The organism is Prochlorococcus marinus str. MIT 9107 (assembly GCF_000759855.1).
GTDB lineage: Bacteria > Cyanobacteriota > Cyanobacteriia > PCC-6307 > Cyanobiaceae > Prochlorococcus_A > Prochlorococcus_A marinus_N.
Genome location: NZ_JNAI01000007.1, coordinates 46911 through 64619, shown reverse-complemented (window position 1 = coordinate 64619; position 17709 = coordinate 46911). Strand labels below are relative to the sequence as shown.

Here is a 17709-nt window from a genome sequence, read left to right as displayed (position 1 = left end):
TATTCAATCAAAATTAACTTTTTTAGTGATATAGCAATAAATTAAAGTAATTTCAAGCATTCTGGTTATCCGAACAATTAAATTTTTATATTATTTTGTTGTTAATTTTTTTTCTTTTAAGATGGCACCTGAACCGTCTTTATAGTAATTTTTTCTTACTCCCACAGTAAAAAAATCAAAGCGACTATAAAATCTTTGAGCAGTAATATTATTCTGTGAGACTTCCAATAGTAATTTATTTAAATTTATCTTTTCACATCGTTTTATTAAATAGCTCATAAGGTAAAAACCAAAACCCCTTTTCCTAAATTTCTGATCCACTACAAAATAATTTATTTGAGCTTCATCAAGAACAACTTGAAAAACGCATATTGCTATTAGTAAATTCGCAAAGAATAAGCCAAATATTTTTGAACCCTCTTTTTTGAATTCGTCAACCCATTGTTTTTTGCTCCATAATGAAATTGTATTTGAATCTAATTCATAACATAAGTCAATATCATTCTCATTTATTTGTTTAATAGATATCATTTTATAATATACCTACAATCAAAATTTCAAATTTAAAGTCATTATAAAATATGGCAGTTTAGTATAAGTTTGTTTATGTCCTCCCATGGAAGAAAAAAAATCCTTTTTAACGCAAAAAATTGACTCCGAAAGTCCTAATAAAAATATCGTACCTATTACTACATCCATTGGAGGAGATGGGAAATTATCAGTTGGTGGATGTTCTATTGAAGAATTAGTTAAAAAATATGATTCTCCCCTTTATATTTTAGATGAAACCACTTTAAGAAACTCTTGTAGAGCTTATAAAAGAGCATTAGAAAAATATTACCCAGGGAATTCACTACCAATTTATGCTTCCAAAGCAAATAGTTCTATATTCATGAGTAACCTGGTTTCCTCAGAAGGTTTAGGTCTTGATGCTGTTTCAGAAGGAGAATTATTAACGGCTCTAAAAGGTGGGGTGCCAAATGAAAAAATTGTTTTTCATGGGAATAATAAATCTGATAAAGAAATAGAGTTTGCAGTCAGAAACAATATAAAAATAATTGTAGATAATGACTATGACTTAAAAAGATTAGATGAGATTTCTAATTCATTAAATCAAGACTTAGAAATAATGATTCGCTTTACTCCCGGAATAGAATGCCATACACATGAATACATTAGGACAGGATCATTTGATAGCAAATTTGGTTTTGGAATTGAATATTTGAATATTTTATTTAAACGTATCAGCGATACTAATCATCTTAAATTAAAAGGATTACATGCTCATATAGGTTCCCAGATTTTTGAACTAGATCCTCATAAAGATCTTGGTGAAATAATGATAAAGGTTATTTTAGACGCCAAAAAATTTGGTCACAATATTAAGGAACTTAATCTTGGCGGAGGTTTAGGTATTAAATATACAGAAAGTGATGATCCCCCTTCAATTGATGAATGGGTTAAAACAATTTCTTCTTCCGTTGTTAAAGCCTGCGAAAGAAACAACCTAGAATTTCCCACATTAATGTGTGAGCCTGGTAGATCTATTGTATCTACAGCAGGCATAACAATTTACAAAATTGGGGCTTTTAAAGAAATTCCTGGTATTAGAACATATTTAGCTGTTGATGGTGGGATGAGTGATAATCCAAGACCAATAACATATCAATCAAATTATTCTGCATGTTTAGTGACTAATCCACTTAATATTAATTCAAAAAATAAATATACTATTGCTGGCAAACACTGCGAATCGGGTGATGTTTTGTTTAAGGAAATAGAACTAGCAAATTGTAAAACAGGAGATTTAATATGTGTTTTTGGTACTGGCGCATACAATAATTCAATGAGTTCAAACTACAACAGAATTCCAAGACCTGCTGCTCTTTTAGTTTGTAATGGAGAAGCAGAGATTATTCAAAAGAGAGAAAGTCCTTTTGATCTTTTAAAATATGATGTATTACCTGATCGCTTTATTAAACAAAATTAGGTACATTTAAATTAATTTTGTATTTAATGTGAATTTTTGGGGGTTTATAAATTTAAAGTTTTTATTAGATGTCTTATTCGCTCTTGGTTTTGGACTTTTATTATTTTCTAGGGTAAAAGAGCAGAGAACGTTATGGCTTTTAAGGGGATATTTATTTTTAGTTTCATCCGCATGGTTTATACAAAGGTATGCTTATCTTCCATTAACATCAAAATTAATTGATGCTGTAGTACTAGCCTGCTCTCTCTCATTAGCAATCCTTTGGCAAGGAGAGCTAAGAAGACTAATGGAATTATTAGGTACTGGTAGGCTAACTGTATTACTAGGAAATCCGCCAAAAGAATTTAGAGCAACTACTACTACTATTACTCAGTTAGTTGATACTGCAGGTAAACTTTCCCAAAATAGAAGAGGTGCTCTAATCGTTGTCGATTTAGGGAGTGACTTAAGGCCTGAAGATTTTTTATATTCCGGTACAAATATTGAAGCACAATTGTCAACTGACCTTTTAATAAATCTTTTTGCTACAGATACGCCTTTACATGATGGAGCAGTTCTCGTGAAAGGTAACAAAATAATATCTGCTGGTGTAATACTTCCTCTTTCGAGACAAGGAATTAGTAGATACGGTACAAGACATTTAGCCGCATTAGGAATTACAGAAAGATTTGATAGATGTATTTGTATTGTTGTTTCTGAAGAAACCGGTACGTTATCCTTAGCAAACCAAGGGAAACTGGAAAGACCAATTACAAGCAGTAGGTTACAAGAACTTCTTGTAGATTTAATTGGCAATCAAAACTCTTTAGGAACAAGTAAAACATCTTTAAGTAAAAATGCTTTATCCCAAAAGACAAGAGTAAGTGATAACATTATCAGTGATATCAATGAAAAAGAGTCTAATAAATCAGAAATCTTTACTCACAAAAAGGATTAACTAATGAGCTTAGGAAAAATAATTAACGAGACAAGTAATGACTTATCTAAGAAAATAGATAAGCGAAAAGTGCCCGAACATGTAGCGATAATTATGGACGGAAATGGGAGATGGGCTACTAAAAAAGGTTTACCTCGATCATTTGGCCATAACAAGGGCGTTAGTGTTTTAAAAGAGATAATTAAAGCATCAAAAAAATTAGGATGTAAGGTACTTACTGTATATGCTTTTTCAACTGAAAATTGGACAAGACCAACTAAAGAAGTTAATTTCCTCATAAATCTTTTTAGAGAAGTTTTGAAAAATGAAATTCTAGAGATACATCAGGAAACAATAAAAATAAAATTCATTGGAGATTTAACCCCTTTCCCAGAGCCTTTAAAAAAAATAATTTACAATTCAGAATCTCTAACTAAAAACAACAATAATTTTTTATTAAATGTTTGTGTTAATTACGGAGGTAGACAAGAGATAGTAAAAGTAGCGAAAAAACTAGCATTAAAAACTTCTTATGGAAAAATAAAACCAAGTGAAGTAAATGAAGAATTGTTTAATTCAGAGCTATTAACTCAAGGAATTAAAGATCCAGAATTACTAATAAGAACTAGTGGAGAAAAAAGGATAAGTAATTTTCTTTTGTGGCAATTAGCTTATTCAGAAATTTATATATCTGATGTTCTTTGGCCAGACTTCAATGAGTTTGAATTTCTTAAAGCAATAATTGATTACCAATCAAGGAATAGACGTTTCGGCGGTATAGAATCATTACCAAATGAATCTTATGAAGATTCTCAATATTCTTCCTAACAAGAAATGACTAATTCGAAAATGCAGTTATATAAAGATATTAGGTTTGATTGGGAGAGAAAGGAGATTTTAGAAATACTTAATATGCCCCTGATTGATTTGATGTGGAAAGCTCAAATCGTTCACAGGAAATTTAACAACTACAACATTCAATTAGCATCATTATTCAGCGTAAAAACTGGTGGATGTGAGGAAAATTGCTCGTATTGTAGCCAATCAATCTACAGCACTAGCCAAATAAAAAGTCACCCGCAATTTCAAGTTGAAGAGGTTTTAGCAAGAGCTCAAATAGCAAAAAATGAGGGTGCAGATAGGTTTTGCATGGGTTGGGCTTGGAGAGAAATTAGAGATGGGAAATACTTTAATGCAATGTTAAAGATGGTAAGTGGTGTGAGAGAGTTAGGAATGGAAGCATGCGTTACGGCTGGAATGCTAACTGAAGAACAAGCCTTAAGACTAGCTGAGGCAGGTTTAACAGCATATAATCACAATCTTGATACCAGTCCGGAGTATTACAAAAATATTATTACAACTAGAACTTATCAAGACAGATTAGATACTATCAAGAGAGTAAGAAATGCAGGAATAAATGTATGTTGTGGAGGAATAATCGGTTTAGGAGAAAGTAATGGTGATAGAGCATCTCTCTTGGAAGTTCTTTCAAACATGCATCCACATCCTGAAAGTGTTCCTATAAATTCATTAGTAGCTATCGAAGGTACTGGTTTAGAAGAAAATCAAGAAATTGATTCGATTGAGATGATAAGGATGATTGCTACGGCGAGAATTCTTATGCCTAAGAGCAAAATAAGATTAAGTGCAGGGCGAGAGAATCTTTCAAAAGAAGCACAAATTTTATGTTTTCAATGTGGTGCGAATTCAATTTTTTATGGAGATGAGTTACTTACAACTTCAAATCCATCTTTTCAATCTGACAGAAAACTTTTAAAAGAGGTTGGTGTTCTATTTAATAAAGATTTTGGAATCCATGAAAAAACATTATCCTCTTTATGAAAAGCAAAAACTATAGAATAGTTTCTCTTTATTCTTTCTTCCCATTTCAAGAAGACTTAATTCTTGAACTCAAAAATAAATTATTAAACCTTGAAAATAAAAATGACCTTTCAGGTTTATTGATTTTTGCAAGTGAGGGTATTAATGGAACTATTTGTGCTGAGAAAAATGTAATTGAAATTGTTATCAATTTACTAACGAAATATACCGATAATAGAAATTTAAATATAAAAGTAAACTTTTCAAATAAGAAAGTCTTCAAAAAATTAAAAATAAAACTTAAGAAAGAAATAGTTACAATGGGTGTACCTAAAATAAATCCTTCACAAGATAATGGGAACTATATTGACTCAGTTAATTGGAATAAGTTAATTAAAAATCAAAATACAATAGTTATTGATACTAGAAATCACTATGAGGTTTCAATAGGAACATTTCAAAATGCTATAAATCCAAATACAAAAAACTTTAAGGAATTTCCTAAGTGGGTAGATGATCATTTAGATAGTCACTTAGAAAATAAGAAGTCTCCAAATATAGCCATGTTTTGTACAGGAGGCATCAGATGTGAAAAAGCTACAAGTTTGCTTAAAAATAAAGGTTATAAAAATATTTATCACCTAAAAGGAGGAATCCTACAATACCTTGATGATATGCCTGAAGAAAAAATTTTATTTGAAGGTGAATGTTTTGTTTTTGATAAAAGAGTTGCTTTAGATCACCAATTAGAAAAAGGTTCTTACTCCATTTGTCATGCATGCGGAATGCCAGTTTCAATTCAAGATCAAAAGAGAAAAGAATATAGAGAAGGTATTCAATGTCATTTCTGCATAAATCAATTCAGTGATGATGATAGAAAAAGATTTGAAGAAAGGCAAAAACAGATCGATAGATTAAAAGGGGGACATCAAAAAATCTATCAAGATTAATTTTCCAAAATTATGAAAGTTGAAGAATTAGAAAATGTAGCAAGCTCCGTTGGACTATTAATTAAAATTCAAGTTAGAGAAACTCTTGGATTTTGTTTTTTTAAAATCGTTGTAGCAGAACAAAAAGAAAACATCATAAAGATTTGGGCCGAAATGAAAGGTTGGACTTATTTGAATAAGCAAGGGATTCAACTTGATACATTAAGAATACTGAGTAAAGCACCCCCTTTTGTTTCGGAATTAATATGGGCAACAACTATGTCTTGGGCAATTGAAAAAAAATCAAGCAATAAAGCAAGACTCTTAGCCATTTTTGATAGTGAAGGATACAGCAAAAAACTTGTAAGATACTTCAAGTTAATAGGATTTAAAATTGTAAAAGAAGTTGGTTCTAGCCCATTAGATCTCTTTTTAAGGTTGGTTTGGGGAGGTGCCGGGACACTTATGAAAGGAGAATGTATTCCCATTTTGAAAAAACTTGAAAAGAAACTCTCCTTAATTGAAGATAATTAACCAGCATGATAACTACTTCTAACTAAGGGACCAGAAGATACTTTCTTAAATCCTAATTCCTTAGAGAAAAGATATAAATATTCAAACTCTGATGGATCCCAATATTTCTTAACTGCCAAATGATTTAATGAGGGCCTTAAATATTGACCGATTGTAATTTGATCACAATCTATTTTTTTAAGATCATAAATTGTATTTTTTATTTCATCCAATGTTTCCCCGAGACCTAACATAATTCCAGATTTAGTTTGAATATTAGGAGCAATATCTTTTGACTTTTTTAGTAAACTTAGTGATTTTTTGTAATTAGCACCTCTCCTAACTTCTTTTTGAAGTCTTTCAACAGTTTCAAGATTATGATTAAAGCAAACTGGATCTTTTTCTAAAATCATCTTCAATCTTTTGGTCTGAAGGTTATTAGTTTCATCAAAATTTTTGCCACCACCCCATAAATCAGGAGTTAAAACTTCTATCTTTATAGTTGAATCAATTTTTCTAATCTCATTAATTGTGGATACAAATAAATTTGCACCATGATCAGGGAGATCATCTCTAGCTACAGATGTTAAGACAACATATTTCAAATTTAGTACTTTTACTGCTTCAGCGACTTGAATGCATTCATCAATATTGATTGAACTAGGTCTACCTTTATTTACCTGACAGAAAGCACAAGAACGAGAACATATCGATCCACCTAGTAAAAAAGTAGCTGTTCCTGAGGCATAACATTCTGCTCTATTTGGACATCTTGCTTCTTCACAAATAGTATGAATATTTGATTTTTTGATAAGTCTTTGTATATTTTCAAACTCTGAAGCCTTACTAATAGGAAATTTTATCCAAGAAGGAAGTCTTAAAATTTTTTCTTGCTTGATTAGATTATTTTGACTCATTTTTAAATTAAATTAGTTCTCCCTTCTAACGCCCTAGCTAGTGTAATTTCATCTACATATTCAAGTTCACTGCCCATTGGTAGGCCATATGCAATTCTAGTAACTTTAGTGAAAGGTGATAATAATTTTCCAATATAAAGACTTGTGGTATCTCCCTCAACACTTGGAGTTAATGCCAATATGATCTCATCTATTTCAGACTTACTAACTCGTTCTACTAAGCTTCTTATTTCTAGGAGTTCCGGGCCAACAGAATCCATTGGGGATATCAAACCTCCAATTACATGATAGACCCCTTTAAATTCTCTAGCACGCTCTAAAGCAAGCAAATCTTTGGTTTCTGCTACTACACAAATGAGTTTTTGATTTCTCTCAGAATTTCTACAAATTTCACATTCATCCTCTGAAGTCAAATTGAAGCATTTTGTACAACGACCAACATTACTATGAGCTTCTAACAAGGCCTTTGAGAAATCCCTTATTGTGCTTTCAGGTTGTTTTAAAATAAACAGGGCTAGTCGTTGAGCTGTTCTTGGACCAATCCCCGGAAATTTTTCAAAATGACCAATTAATTTTGAAAGTGGTTTGGTATAGTTAATCAAAATTAAACTATTTCTAGGAATAATTTAGACGCAAAATTCTAAATTGCCATAATTGTTTGCTTTTAATGTCTTATTATGATTTTAATTAGTAATTTCAAACAAAATGAAAAATCTTAAATTTAACCCATACAAATATTTATTTTTGATTTTTTTATGTTTAACACTTAGTGCTTGTAGTGGAGCACTCAATGCGGGATTAGAATCTTATCAAAGCCCAGACGGAAGATATGCGTTTTTGTATCCAACAGGATGGACTAGAGTAAAAGTTGATGGAGGGCCAGAAATTATTTATCATGATTTAATCAATAGTAATGAGACATTAAGTTTAGTAATTTCTGATGTAAATAAAGAGATTCAACTAGAACAGTTGGGAAGCCCAAGTGAAGTAGGTCAAACATTAATTGATAAAGTTATTGCTCCTGAAGGTTCAGGTAGAGAGGTAAAACTTATTAATGCTAACAAAAGGGATGCATCAAATCATACTTTCTATGATTTAGAGTATGCATTAAATTTAAATGAACAGGCCAGACATGAACTTGCTACTGTCGTAATTGATAGAGGAACTCTTTATACTTTTGCTGTAGGAACAAATGAAGAGAGATGGAATAAAGTTGATGGGATGTTTAATAATGTAATTGAATCATTTAACTTCTTAATATAGTTTTAGAAAAATTTTTATTAGATGCCTACTTGAACATTCCACAAATCAGCATATATTTTGTTCTTATCTAATAGCTTTTCATGCTTTCCACTTTCAACTATTTTACCTTTATCAATAACAATAATATTATCTGCACTTTTTATAGTGCTTAATCTATGAGCTATTACTATAGTGGTTCTTTCTTTTGTGATTTTGGTTAATGATTTTTGAATTAAAGCCTCTGTTTCATTGTCAACTGAGGCTGTAGCTTCATCTAATATTAATATTGGAGCATCCTTTAAAATAGCTCTCGCCAAGGCAATTCTTTGGCGCTGCCCTCCTGAGAGCCTTTGCCCCCTTTCTCCCACTATGGTTTTGTAACCATCTGGCAATTGTTCAATAAATTTATGTGCTTCCGCTATCTTTGAGGCATTTATGATTTCTCGCAAACTTGGGTTGATTGAGCCATAGGCAATATTTTCTTGTACAGTGCCATGAAATAAATAAGTTTCTTGACTAACTAGAGATATACACTTTCTTAAATCCCTCAAATTAATTTCTTTAATAGAAATGCCATCCAAGGTTATTGACCCATTATTACTATCATAAATCCTAAGAAGTAGTTTTATTATTGTACTTTTACCGGAACCTGTTAAACCAACAATTCCTAATGTTGAGTTATTTTCAATATTAAAATTTATATTTTTTAAAGTTAAATCTCGTCCAGGATAATTAAAATTTACATTATTAAAAATTATTTTTCCTTTGGTATCTTTAGGTTCAATTTTTATTTTTCCATTTTTTATTTTTATAGGCGTATCTATAAGATCAATTACTCTATCTATTGATGCCATAGATCTCTGAAAATCATCTAAAACATGACCCAAAGTAGTTAAAGGCCATAATAGTCTTTGTGTAATAAATACTAAAAAGCTATAAGTACCTACATTAAGTGTCTTATTCCAAGTTTGGAAACCACCAATTAATAGAATTGCTATAAAAGCAAATAATATTGCGAATCTTATAAGAGGGATAAATGCTGAAGATAATTTTATTGCAGCCTTATTACTTCTTTGATAAGCGAGACTTTCTTTATTTAATCTATTAAGTTCCCATTTTTCTTTGGTAAAACTTTTTATAGTCAAAATTCCACTTAAATTATTATTAAGTCTTGACGCCAGCAGTCCAGCTTTATTTCTTACATCTTTATATTTAGGAGAAAGCTTCTTTTGAAAGTTAATTGATCCTAAGAATATTATTGGGATAGGAAAGAAAGCAAATAAAGCAATTTTTGGAGCAACACAAATCATAGTTCCACCAATTATTAAAACAGTTATAAATAACTGAATAATCTGATTAGCCCCTTGGTCTAGAAATCTCTCGAGTTGATTTACATCATCATTCAAAATAGATAATAGCCTTCCAGTATTATCGCTTTCAAAAAATTCCATATCTAATTCCTGTATATGCTCATATGCTTTAATTCTTAATTTATGTTGCGATAGCTGAGCTAAATTTCTCCATAAAACCGAATATAAATATTCGAAGGAAGATTCGGCAGACCAAACTATTGCTGATGCAAATGCAAGAAAAATTAATTGTGCAGGGACTTCTTTTATCCCAAAACCAGCAATCCATGAATTCTGTTCTTTTACAACGATATCCACTGCAAGACCGATTATTACAGGGGGGGCTAAATCTAATATCTTGTTAATGATGGAACTAAAAAAAGCAAAAAATAGTAATTTTCTTTCTTCAATAAGATTCAAATAAAGTCTAATTATTGGATTTTGTTTGTTCTTAGATCTCATAAAAAAGCAATTAAATTTTTCTATTATGATTTAAATTTTCTTTAGTTTTTAATTTACATTTTGTTTTTGCTTCTTGATGACTTGCTGTTTGCATAAATTCTTCGTAATAACAGTCACAAGTTTCATTTGCAATTTCTTCACTATATTCAATTTCTGATTTCATCATCTCCTCTTTGACACTTTGAAGACAAAATAATTTTATGATTGAATTTTGTTTCGTTTGAGCTAAATAATTACTATTAAAGGAGTTGAAAAGGATCATCAGATTCACAAAAATAAAGAATTTATATTTGTTAGCTTTCATTCTCTGGGCCTAGTTTCTGACTTTAATTTTTTTTAATTTATTTTTAGTTTCTCTATGCAGATCCCTTGGTAAATCTACCAAACTGTAATCATTAAAAATTTGTATCTTACCAATAGATCTACCATTTATATTAGTTGAATTACAGATTGAGGATATAATATTTGCAACTCTAACCCCATCAAATTTACCAAAGTTAAATTTATAGGTTTCAAAAGAATCATTTTGATAATTATTTCTTCTATTTGAATTTCTAATACGATTATTTCCATTTCTATTTGATCTATTACGATCATTATTATTTTGTTTATGAATCCAAGAATCATCTTCATTAACAAAAAATGCTTTATTACCTATTACTAAATTTATCGCCGCCATTGCAATATTTGAGTGATCCATAGAGTGTTTTTCTTTTAAAGAATCTAATACATCAATAATCAAAGCTTTATTTTCTTCATTTTCATCTTTAGCTAAAGAACTCTCGTTAACGTTCTCTATAAGTTTCTCCATCCTTTTTTCATTTATTATTTTATTACTTGGTATATTAATTTCTTCAATTTTAGTTCTTGTTGAGTTTTCTAAGTTTCTTAGAAAATGTTTTTCCCTTTGATTAACAAATAAAATTGCCTCTCCTGATCTGCCTGCCCTTCCAGTTCTTCCAATTCTATGAGTATATGTTTCATTATCAAAAGGAAAATCGTAATTAACAACAAGTTTAATCCTCTCAACATCTAATCCTCTAGCTGCTACATCAGTTGCAACAAGGATATCAATAAATCCTTTTTTTAATCTATCTACAGTATTTTCTCTTTGATTTTGAGGAATATCACCATTAAGTACTGCAACAGTATGACCTGAATTTTCTAAAGCTTCAGCAATTGAAGTAGTAAGTAGTTTTGTCCTCACAAAAATTATTACTCCCTCGTTATTAAGTTCTAATATTCTTTTTAAAGCATCTAACTTATGATGCCTTTGTACATATAGAAATTTTTGAGAAATTAATTGAGTTTCTTTTTTTACACTTTTGATTAATATTTCGGCGGGATCATTCAGATATTTTTTTGCTATATTTCTAATCTCATTAGGCATTGTTGCGGAAAACAATACCATCTGCTTATTTTCCGGAAGTTGGTCTATTATCCATTCAATATCTTCAAGGAAACCCATATTTAACATCTCATCGGCCTCATCTAAAACAAGACAATTTATGTCTTTAATTTTAAAAGTTCCTTGCCTTATATGATCCATTATTCGTCCAGGTGTTCCAACTACTACGTCAACTTTTCTTTTCAATGCGGAAATCTGATTTCGATAGTCGGTACCTCCATAAATTGCAACAGTCTTAAAATTACTAGATTCAGAACTATAACTTTTAAAAGATTCTGCCACTTGAGTTGCCAATTCTCTAGTAGGAGTCATAACTAAAACCTTGGCATTTAATTCTTTATTATCTGCAAGTTTTTCTATTAGTGGCAATGCGAAAGCTGCAGTTTTTCCTGTTCCTGTTTGCGCTTGGCCTAGTAAATCTCTGCCTAACAATAGTTCGGGAATTGCAGCTTTTTGGATAGGAGTTGGATTTTTGTATCCTTTATTTCTTAAAGAATTTAAGATCGATTGATTAAAACCAAAATCGAGAAATCCATTCTCATTATCATTTCCTTTCGATTCTTGCGATGGTTGAGATTCAATTTCTGATTTGTTCTCTAAGTTCTTTAAATCGATTAGTGAAACATCTTGATTCTGAGATCTATCCTGCTCACTATCAAGAGAGTTATTATTTTTTTTTAAAGCCATTTTAAATGCCCAATGATCTTCTGATTAGGCATTCAACAAATATCTAAATTTACTTAAATTGTTGACTAGCCTTACAGAGCCGAATCATTAATCTAACATCTTGAGGTTAAAATCTTACTAATTTCTCAAAAATAAGATTTAATTTAAATAATATATATTTAGAAATTTTTTCGCTCTTGTTACAGCAGTATAAAATAACCTTTTTTCGAAATTATCTCTGCAAAAGATATTTTCACTATTTTTTTGTTCTTTTAAAGCATATTTATTTCTTCTATATTTTTGGGACCACAAAATGCTTACTTCCTCAGATTCACTTCCTTGAGATTTATGAATAGTAATAGCTATTGCTGGAATAACATTTTCTAAATTAGATGGATCAATTAAAGTGACAATTTCTTCGTTATTATCATTAAATTTTCTGAAAAGATATTTTCTATCATTTTTTAAACCTATAAGTACACCGATATCGCCATTTGACAATCCAAGTTCATTGTTATTTTTTGTACACATGATCGGAACACCCTCGTTAAGAGTTTTAAGGTCATAGGGTCTTTTTTGACCAAGAACAATTTCATTCAAATATTCAACACTCCATATTCCATCATTTTTTTCACATAAAATCAAGTGACTTTGTAAATCAAAAAATATCTTATCTACTAAATCTTTTTCTTTAAGCAATAAATTATCAATACCCTCATCAAATATATATTTTTTTTTACTTAAATTTGAAGTTGAAAGACTTAACTTATTTAGATGACTTTTAATTGAAAAAAATAAATGTTTTGGAATATCTTTTTCTCTACTTTTTGAAAAAGTAACTTCTTTTGATTTATTATTTTTTTCTAATTCTTTTATCTTTTGATTAAGTAAAGAATAATCATTATTAAATATTAAACTACTAATTAATGCTATATCTCCAATATTTCTATAAGTTTTTTCTAAATTTACTACACAAGATTTAATTGCGCTATTTTCACAATATTCAAACAAATAATTCCAGATAGAACAGTTATTTACTGGGGACAATTGATTTTTATCTCCAACTAAAATAATTTTACAGTCCTTTGCTAATAAACTTAAAACTGATTCTATCAAATCTATATTTACCATTGACATTTCATCAATTATGAAAATATCAAGTTCTTTTAGTTTAAATTTCAACTTAAGAGATTTATTTTGAGAATTTAAGATCCATCTATGTAAAGTTTGAAATTCTAATTGGTCTAGAAATTTGCTAAAGGAAATATTTTTATTATCATTAAGAGCTTCTTTTAGTCGAGCTGTAGCTTTACCGGTTGGAGATGACAAACCAATATTTAAAAAGTTATCAATTCGAAGGAGTTCTATTATTAAGTTTATTATTAAAGTTGTTTTACCTGTGCCTGGTCCTCCTTGAAGGAAAACTATGTTTGAATATTTGAATATATTTTTAATTTGATCAATTTTATTATTATCTTCATAAATCATCGAATTCATTAAATTATCGGTATCTATTTTTTTTAAAAATGAATTAATAACTCTTTCTATATTTCTTGACCATTTTGCAAGAGATAATTTTCTATCTACTAATAGGAATGGAGAATTAAGGGAGCCTATCAAGCCTATATTTATAAGAATATCTAGATGTTTATTGGGCCAGCCATCTTCTAATATTTCAAAGATTATTAAACTATTATCTACATCAATAATAGTTTCACCATTTTTTTCAAACTCTAATAAAATCGTTATTATATCTTTTACGAAATTACCATATTTTTTTTCATTGAATTTAAAAATACCTAATATTAAATTAAATATATGGTCATATTGGAACTTTTCAATATCCGTATTTGTTTTAGTCATTCTAAAAAAGGTTATCTAAATAATTAATTCTCTTTAAAGGAGCATTACTAATAAAAACGCCTGGAGATTTATCCTGCGAATTAGATTTTTGAAATAATTCAAAATCTGGCAATCCCTTTAAAAACAAATAAATATATCCTCCTAGATTTTTATGTGGTTGATAATTTTTAAGTCTCCACTTTAATAATCTATGTAATGCTAATAAATAAAGATGAGATTGCAAGGGGTAATGATGTTTAATCATTTCATCTCTCATATTTTCATAGTTATAGTTTCTTGGTAAACAATCACTATTATCACTTCCAGAAATTAAATTACTTTTCCAATCAATTATCCACCATTTACTATCTTCTAATGTATTACCTACAGGAAAAATACAATCAATACATCCTGAATGAAAGCCTTTATTCATAATTTGAAGATCATTTATTTTGTCTGCATATTCTTCACCAAATTCATATTCCTGATCTAAAAGAAAACATTTTGATATATCGTGAGAATTTATATTTCTACCTTTATAAGATAATGTTAAATCATATTTAACTTCTTTAAGTAAGTATTCATTTGGGATATCAACAAGTTTTTTGTTTTGTAATTTACTCCCTAAAGATATATTTATAATTCTTAAAATCGCATCTTTTACTTTAAAAGCCAAAGAAGGATCGATTTGATGAAAGTTTAATTCCTCAATAATTAAATCAATTAATTCTTGATTATTATCGTTTCTGAATTCAAATCTTTCTATTATTTTGTGCAAGCAAGTCCCAGCAATAGTTCCTCTTGGGAATTCGCTTAAGGGATTTGGATAAGAAAAATAATTGGGATAATTCTGTGATTTCTTAAAATTAGACTCTTTGATAATTGATATATTATCTTCATAATCCTTATATTGATTAATGACTGCATCAATATTTTTATCTTTACTTATCCAAGAGGAATAACTTGAATAAGAAATAAATTGATCAGAATTAAATTCTTTGGATATTTTTTTATTAAAGTTATTGATTTTCCAAAGATTATTGTTAAATCGGTTAATTTGAAACTTAGAGAAAATTTCTTTAATTTTCTCTTTTTCTTTAATAACTTCATAAGTAGACTTATAAATATTAATATTTTCCAAATTATTAAGTAAATGATTATTTAAGATATTATTTGTATCTTCTAAATCATTAAAAACTATAAGTTTATATTTGCTTCTTGTAAGTGCTACATAAATTAATCTCTCACTCTCTTTAAATAAATCTTCTTCTTCTAATAATTTAAATTTTTTAACCTTCGCATAATTATTAGAAATATTAATGTAGATGTTTCTATTAATATTTGATTTCCAAATAGGTCCTTTAATTTTATTTGACTTATTAGAAATAATTGAAAGATATGGACATAAGACCATGTCAAATTCTAGGCCCTTACTGCTGTGAATGGTAGAAAGATTTATTCCATTTTGAAGATTATAATCTTTAGTCAAAAAATCTTCTCCAGTACAAATTCTTAAAGAATGATCTAACTGATTTTTATACCAGATAAAAACCTTATTGAGATTAAAATCATTATTGATTAATTCTATTTCAACAATTTCTGAAAGTTGAAATAAATTTGAATTTAAATCTGAATCTTTAATAATCGAGGATGAATTGTAATTTATAAGAAGTTCATAAACAATATTTAAAAAACCCTTTTCTGTAATTTCCTGAGACCAATTAATGCATTTATTTATCAAAATTTCTAAATTATTACTAATTCCATCATTAAGAAATTCTTCTAATTCAATTTCAATAAACTTTGAAGCAGCAAGCAAAGTTATATTTTTAAAAATCATTGGATTTAATAAACAATCAATGAATAAAAACAATAGAGAGCTTGCTTCTGTATCAAAAATATTTTGTTTATTTTGAATTTTGCATGGGAGGTTAAACTGATTTAATTTATTTTTCAAATCTAAGCATTGAGAATTATTTAATGTAAGAATCGCAATTTTATTAATATCAAATTCTTTATTATTTAAGATAAATTCCACTATGTAATGTGTTACAAGATCCTCTAAATCATTATCTTTTTTTGAAAATTCTACAATTTCAAATGCATCATTATATTTAAATTCAGAATTAATATTTTCATTAATTCTAGAAGTTAATTTACAGTAATTAAGTTTTGATTCTTTAAGTCCATTCCTATAAAGTTTATTAATAACATCCATTAACTTTTTTGAGGATCTATAGTTATCTGTAAGACTAAAAACTTCAATTGCATTAGATCTCGCATCCAGGTAAGTCTCAATATCTCCACCTCTAAATTTGTAGATCGCTTGTTTTGGATCTCCGACACAAAGCAAAAAATGATTTTTAGTATTAAAGAACTTTTTTATTAAATTCCACTGAATATTATCTGTATCTTGAAACTCATCTACTAAGACACATTTAAATCTTTTTTGAATTTTATATAGAGTGCTAGTATTAATAATTTCTGAATCTAGAAATGTATTTTCTACAGTCTTTATAAGATCATTAAAGTTGAAAATAGAAAAACTTTTCTTTAATTCAATTAATTTTATATAAGCTAATTGGGTAAATATTCTTACAAATTCAGTGTAGAAACCTTCTTTTATTTTATAAATTTTATCTTGTAATAAATTAAATTTGGTAAAATCTAATTTTAAATTATATTTATTAATTTCTTTTGATATATTTTCATTGTAAAAATATTTAAATAAAAGATCTTCTTTAGAAATATCATAAAGAAAATCAATAAAATTTTCCGAATAAAGTCTTTGGTTAATTTCTTCAATCCAACAATTTACTTGATTAAACTTATCATTTCTTGGTTTTGCAGCATAAATTTGACTTTTACCACCACAGTCCTTAATTAATTTTCCCAAATCTATAAGTTTTAAAAATAATTCCTTACCATTCTTATTCCATTCAACACAAAACTCATTCCAATTTACATAAAAAAATTCATTACAATAATTATTTATATCAATAATATTATATTTATTATTTATTTGAAATTTACAAATATTTTCTTGATCTATATTTTTTAAAATTTCTACAAAAAATGACTTATTGATTCTAGTTCCAAATCTAGAACTTATTTTTTTTTTGGTAACAGCTAAAATCATCTCAGGATTAAGATTTAGAAAATCTTCAATCCATAAATTATCTATTACATCCTTATACAAATTATCTATATTATTCTCAATATATTGATCTTGAGTTACACCTATTTCAATACTATATTCATCAATAATATTATTGCAAAAAGCATGGAATGTAGTTACTTGTAATTTATAAATTTCATTAACGAAATTATCAATTTCGGATATAATTTCTTCCTTAGATTTTCCATTCTCCTTAAATTTCAGATACCAATCTTTAAGAGTATTATCTATATTGATTTCATTATGATTTTGCAAATATAATTTTAAATCCTGAAATCTCAAAAGTATTTTATCTCGTAATTCAGAACACGTATTTTTTGTAAAACTCAATAAGAGTATCTCATCTGGTTTAATATTTTTCTCCAAAACATTTCTTAAAACTATATGAGACAACGTGAAACTTTTACCAGTTCCTGCACTTGCTTCTACTAATTTAAATTTATTATCTAAATTAATCTGATTAATATCCATATCTT

The 17709-nt window shown here is 28.4% G+C and carries 15 protein-coding genes; 7 read left to right on the top strand and 8 right to left on the bottom strand.

Annotation, left to right across the window (positions count from 1 at the left end):
• Positions 1-90: 90 nt before the first annotated feature.
• Complete coding sequence (locus tag EU92_RS04375; RefSeq protein WP_032523560.1) at positions 91-531, bottom strand: GNAT family N-acetyltransferase; 441 nt, start codon at positions 529-531, stop codon at positions 91-93.
• An 85-nt stretch (positions 532-616) separates the two neighbouring features.
• Here EU92_RS04375 and lysA point away from each other — a divergent pair, with 85 nt between their 5' ends.
• From lysA to EU92_RS04405, 6 genes are read left to right on the top strand one after another with little or no spacing between them, the layout of a single operon-like run.
• The gene (gene lysA / locus EU92_RS04380) at positions 617-1990 is read left to right on the top strand and encodes a diaminopimelate decarboxylase (protein ID WP_032514207.1); all 1374 of its coding nucleotides are present in this window, start codon (positions 617-619) and stop codon (positions 1988-1990) included.
• Between the two features lie 28 nt (positions 1991-2018).
• Positions 2019-2927, top strand: coding sequence for a diadenylate cyclase CdaA (cdaA, locus tag EU92_RS04385; protein ID WP_032514208.1), 909 nt, complete (start codon positions 2019-2021; stop codon positions 2925-2927).
• A gap of 3 nt (positions 2928-2930) precedes the next feature.
• Positions 2931-3734, top strand: a complete 804-nt coding sequence (locus tag EU92_RS04390; RefSeq protein WP_032514209.1) for an isoprenyl transferase — start codon at positions 2931-2933, stop codon at positions 3732-3734.
• Positions 3735-3740: 6 nt separating this feature from the next.
• The gene (gene bioB / locus EU92_RS04395; protein WP_032514210.1) at positions 3741-4748 is read left to right on the top strand and encodes a biotin synthase BioB; all 1008 of its coding nucleotides are present in this window, start codon (positions 3741-3743) and stop codon (positions 4746-4748) included.
• Positions 4745-5677, top strand: a complete 933-nt coding sequence (locus EU92_RS04400) for a rhodanese-related sulfurtransferase (protein WP_032514211.1) — start codon at positions 4745-4747, stop codon at positions 5675-5677. The genes bioB and EU92_RS04400 overlap by 4 nt, the downstream gene beginning before the upstream one ends.
• A gap of 12 nt (positions 5678-5689) precedes the next feature.
• Entirely contained in the window at positions 5690-6190 is a 501-nt protein-coding gene (locus EU92_RS04405) for a hypothetical protein (RefSeq protein WP_032514212.1), read from the top strand.
• On the opposite strand, the gene lipA is transcribed toward EU92_RS04405, so the two are convergent.
• Together lipA and recR are read right to left on the bottom strand one after the other, a co-directional pair.
• Positions 6187-7086: a lipoyl synthase gene (lipA, locus tag EU92_RS04410; RefSeq protein WP_032514213.1), complete on the bottom strand. Its 900-nt coding sequence runs from the start codon at positions 7084-7086 to the stop codon at positions 6187-6189. The two genes, EU92_RS04405 and lipA, sit on opposite strands and share 4 nt — an antisense overlap.
• A gap of 2 nt (positions 7087-7088) precedes the next feature.
• The gene (recR, locus tag EU92_RS04415) at positions 7089-7688 is read right to left on the bottom strand and encodes a recombination mediator RecR (RefSeq protein ID WP_032514214.1); all 600 of its coding nucleotides are present in this window, start codon (positions 7686-7688) and stop codon (positions 7089-7091) included.
• Positions 7689-7791: 103 nt separating this feature from the next.
• Here recR and psbP point away from each other — a divergent pair, with 103 nt between their 5' ends.
• A complete protein-coding gene (gene psbP, locus EU92_RS04420) occupies positions 7792-8349 on the top strand; it encodes a photosystem II reaction center PsbP (protein WP_032514215.1) in 558 nt (185 codons plus the stop codon).
• A 17-nt stretch (positions 8350-8366) separates the two neighbouring features.
• Here the strand turns inward: psbP and EU92_RS04425 are convergent, their stop codons facing one another.
• The 5 genes from EU92_RS04425 to EU92_RS04440 form a co-directional block, all read right to left on the bottom strand.
• On the bottom strand, positions 8367-10139 hold the full coding sequence (locus EU92_RS04425) for an ABC transporter ATP-binding protein (RefSeq protein ID WP_032514216.1): 1773 nt from the start codon (positions 10137-10139) through the stop codon (positions 8367-8369).
• 10 nt (positions 10140-10149) lie between these two features.
• Positions 10150-10443 carry a hypothetical protein gene (locus EU92_RS0109005; protein ID WP_032514217.1) on the bottom strand — a complete coding sequence of 98 codons (294 nt, stop codon included), beginning with the start codon at positions 10441-10443 and terminating at the stop codon, positions 10150-10152.
• Positions 10444-10452: 9 nt separating this feature from the next.
• A complete protein-coding gene (locus EU92_RS04430; RefSeq protein ID WP_032514218.1) occupies positions 10453-12234 on the bottom strand; it encodes a DEAD/DEAH box helicase in 1782 nt (593 codons plus the stop codon).
• 138 nt (positions 12235-12372) lie between these two features.
• On the bottom strand, positions 12373-14076 hold the full coding sequence (locus EU92_RS04435; RefSeq protein WP_032523434.1) for an AAA family ATPase: 1704 nt from the start codon (positions 14074-14076) through the stop codon (positions 12373-12375).
• 1 nt (position 14077) lies between these two features.
• Positions 14078-17704, bottom strand: a complete 3627-nt coding sequence (locus tag EU92_RS04440; RefSeq protein ID WP_032514220.1) for a UvrD-helicase domain-containing protein — start codon at positions 17702-17704, stop codon at positions 14078-14080.
• Positions 17705-17709: the final 5 nt, after the last annotated feature.

Excerpts from the sequence above, each read along its gene's own strand:
- EU92_RS04375 (WP_032523560.1), bottom strand. The coding sequence starts at position 531 with ATGATATCTATTAAACAAATAAATGAGAATGATATTGACTTATGTTAT.
- lysA (WP_032514207.1), top strand. The coding sequence starts at position 617 with ATGGAAGAAAAAAAATCCTTTTTAACGCAAAAAATTGACTCCGAAAGT.
- EU92_RS04390 (WP_032514209.1), top strand. The coding sequence starts at position 2,931 with ATGAGCTTAGGAAAAATAATTAACGAGACAAGTAATGACTTATCTAAG.
- bioB (WP_032514210.1), top strand. The coding sequence starts at position 3,741 with ATGACTAATTCGAAAATGCAGTTATATAAAGATATTAGGTTTGATTGG.
- EU92_RS04400 (WP_032514211.1), top strand. The coding sequence starts at position 4,745 with ATGAAAAGCAAAAACTATAGAATAGTTTCTCTTTATTCTTTCTTCCCA.
- EU92_RS04405 (WP_032514212.1), top strand. The coding sequence starts at position 5,690 with ATGAAAGTTGAAGAATTAGAAAATGTAGCAAGCTCCGTTGGACTATTA.
- lipA (WP_032514213.1), bottom strand. The coding sequence starts at position 7,086 with ATGAGTCAAAATAATCTAATCAAGCAAGAAAAAATTTTAAGACTTCCT.
- psbP (WP_032514215.1), top strand. The coding sequence starts at position 7,792 with ATGAAAAATCTTAAATTTAACCCATACAAATATTTATTTTTGATTTTT.
- EU92_RS04425 (WP_032514216.1), bottom strand. The coding sequence starts at position 10,139 with ATGAGATCTAAGAACAAACAAAATCCAATAATTAGACTTTATTTGAAT.
- EU92_RS0109005 (WP_032514217.1), bottom strand. The coding sequence starts at position 10,443 with ATGAAAGCTAACAAATATAAATTCTTTATTTTTGTGAATCTGATGATC.
- EU92_RS04430 (WP_032514218.1), bottom strand. The coding sequence starts at position 12,234 with ATGGCTTTAAAAAAAAATAATAACTCTCTTGATAGTGAGCAGGATAGA.
- EU92_RS04435 (WP_032523434.1), bottom strand. The coding sequence starts at position 14,076 with ATGACTAAAACAAATACGGATATTGAAAAGTTCCAATATGACCATATA.
- EU92_RS04440 (WP_032514220.1), bottom strand. The coding sequence starts at position 17,704 with ATGGATATTAATCAGATTAATTTAGATAATAAATTTAAATTAGTAGAA.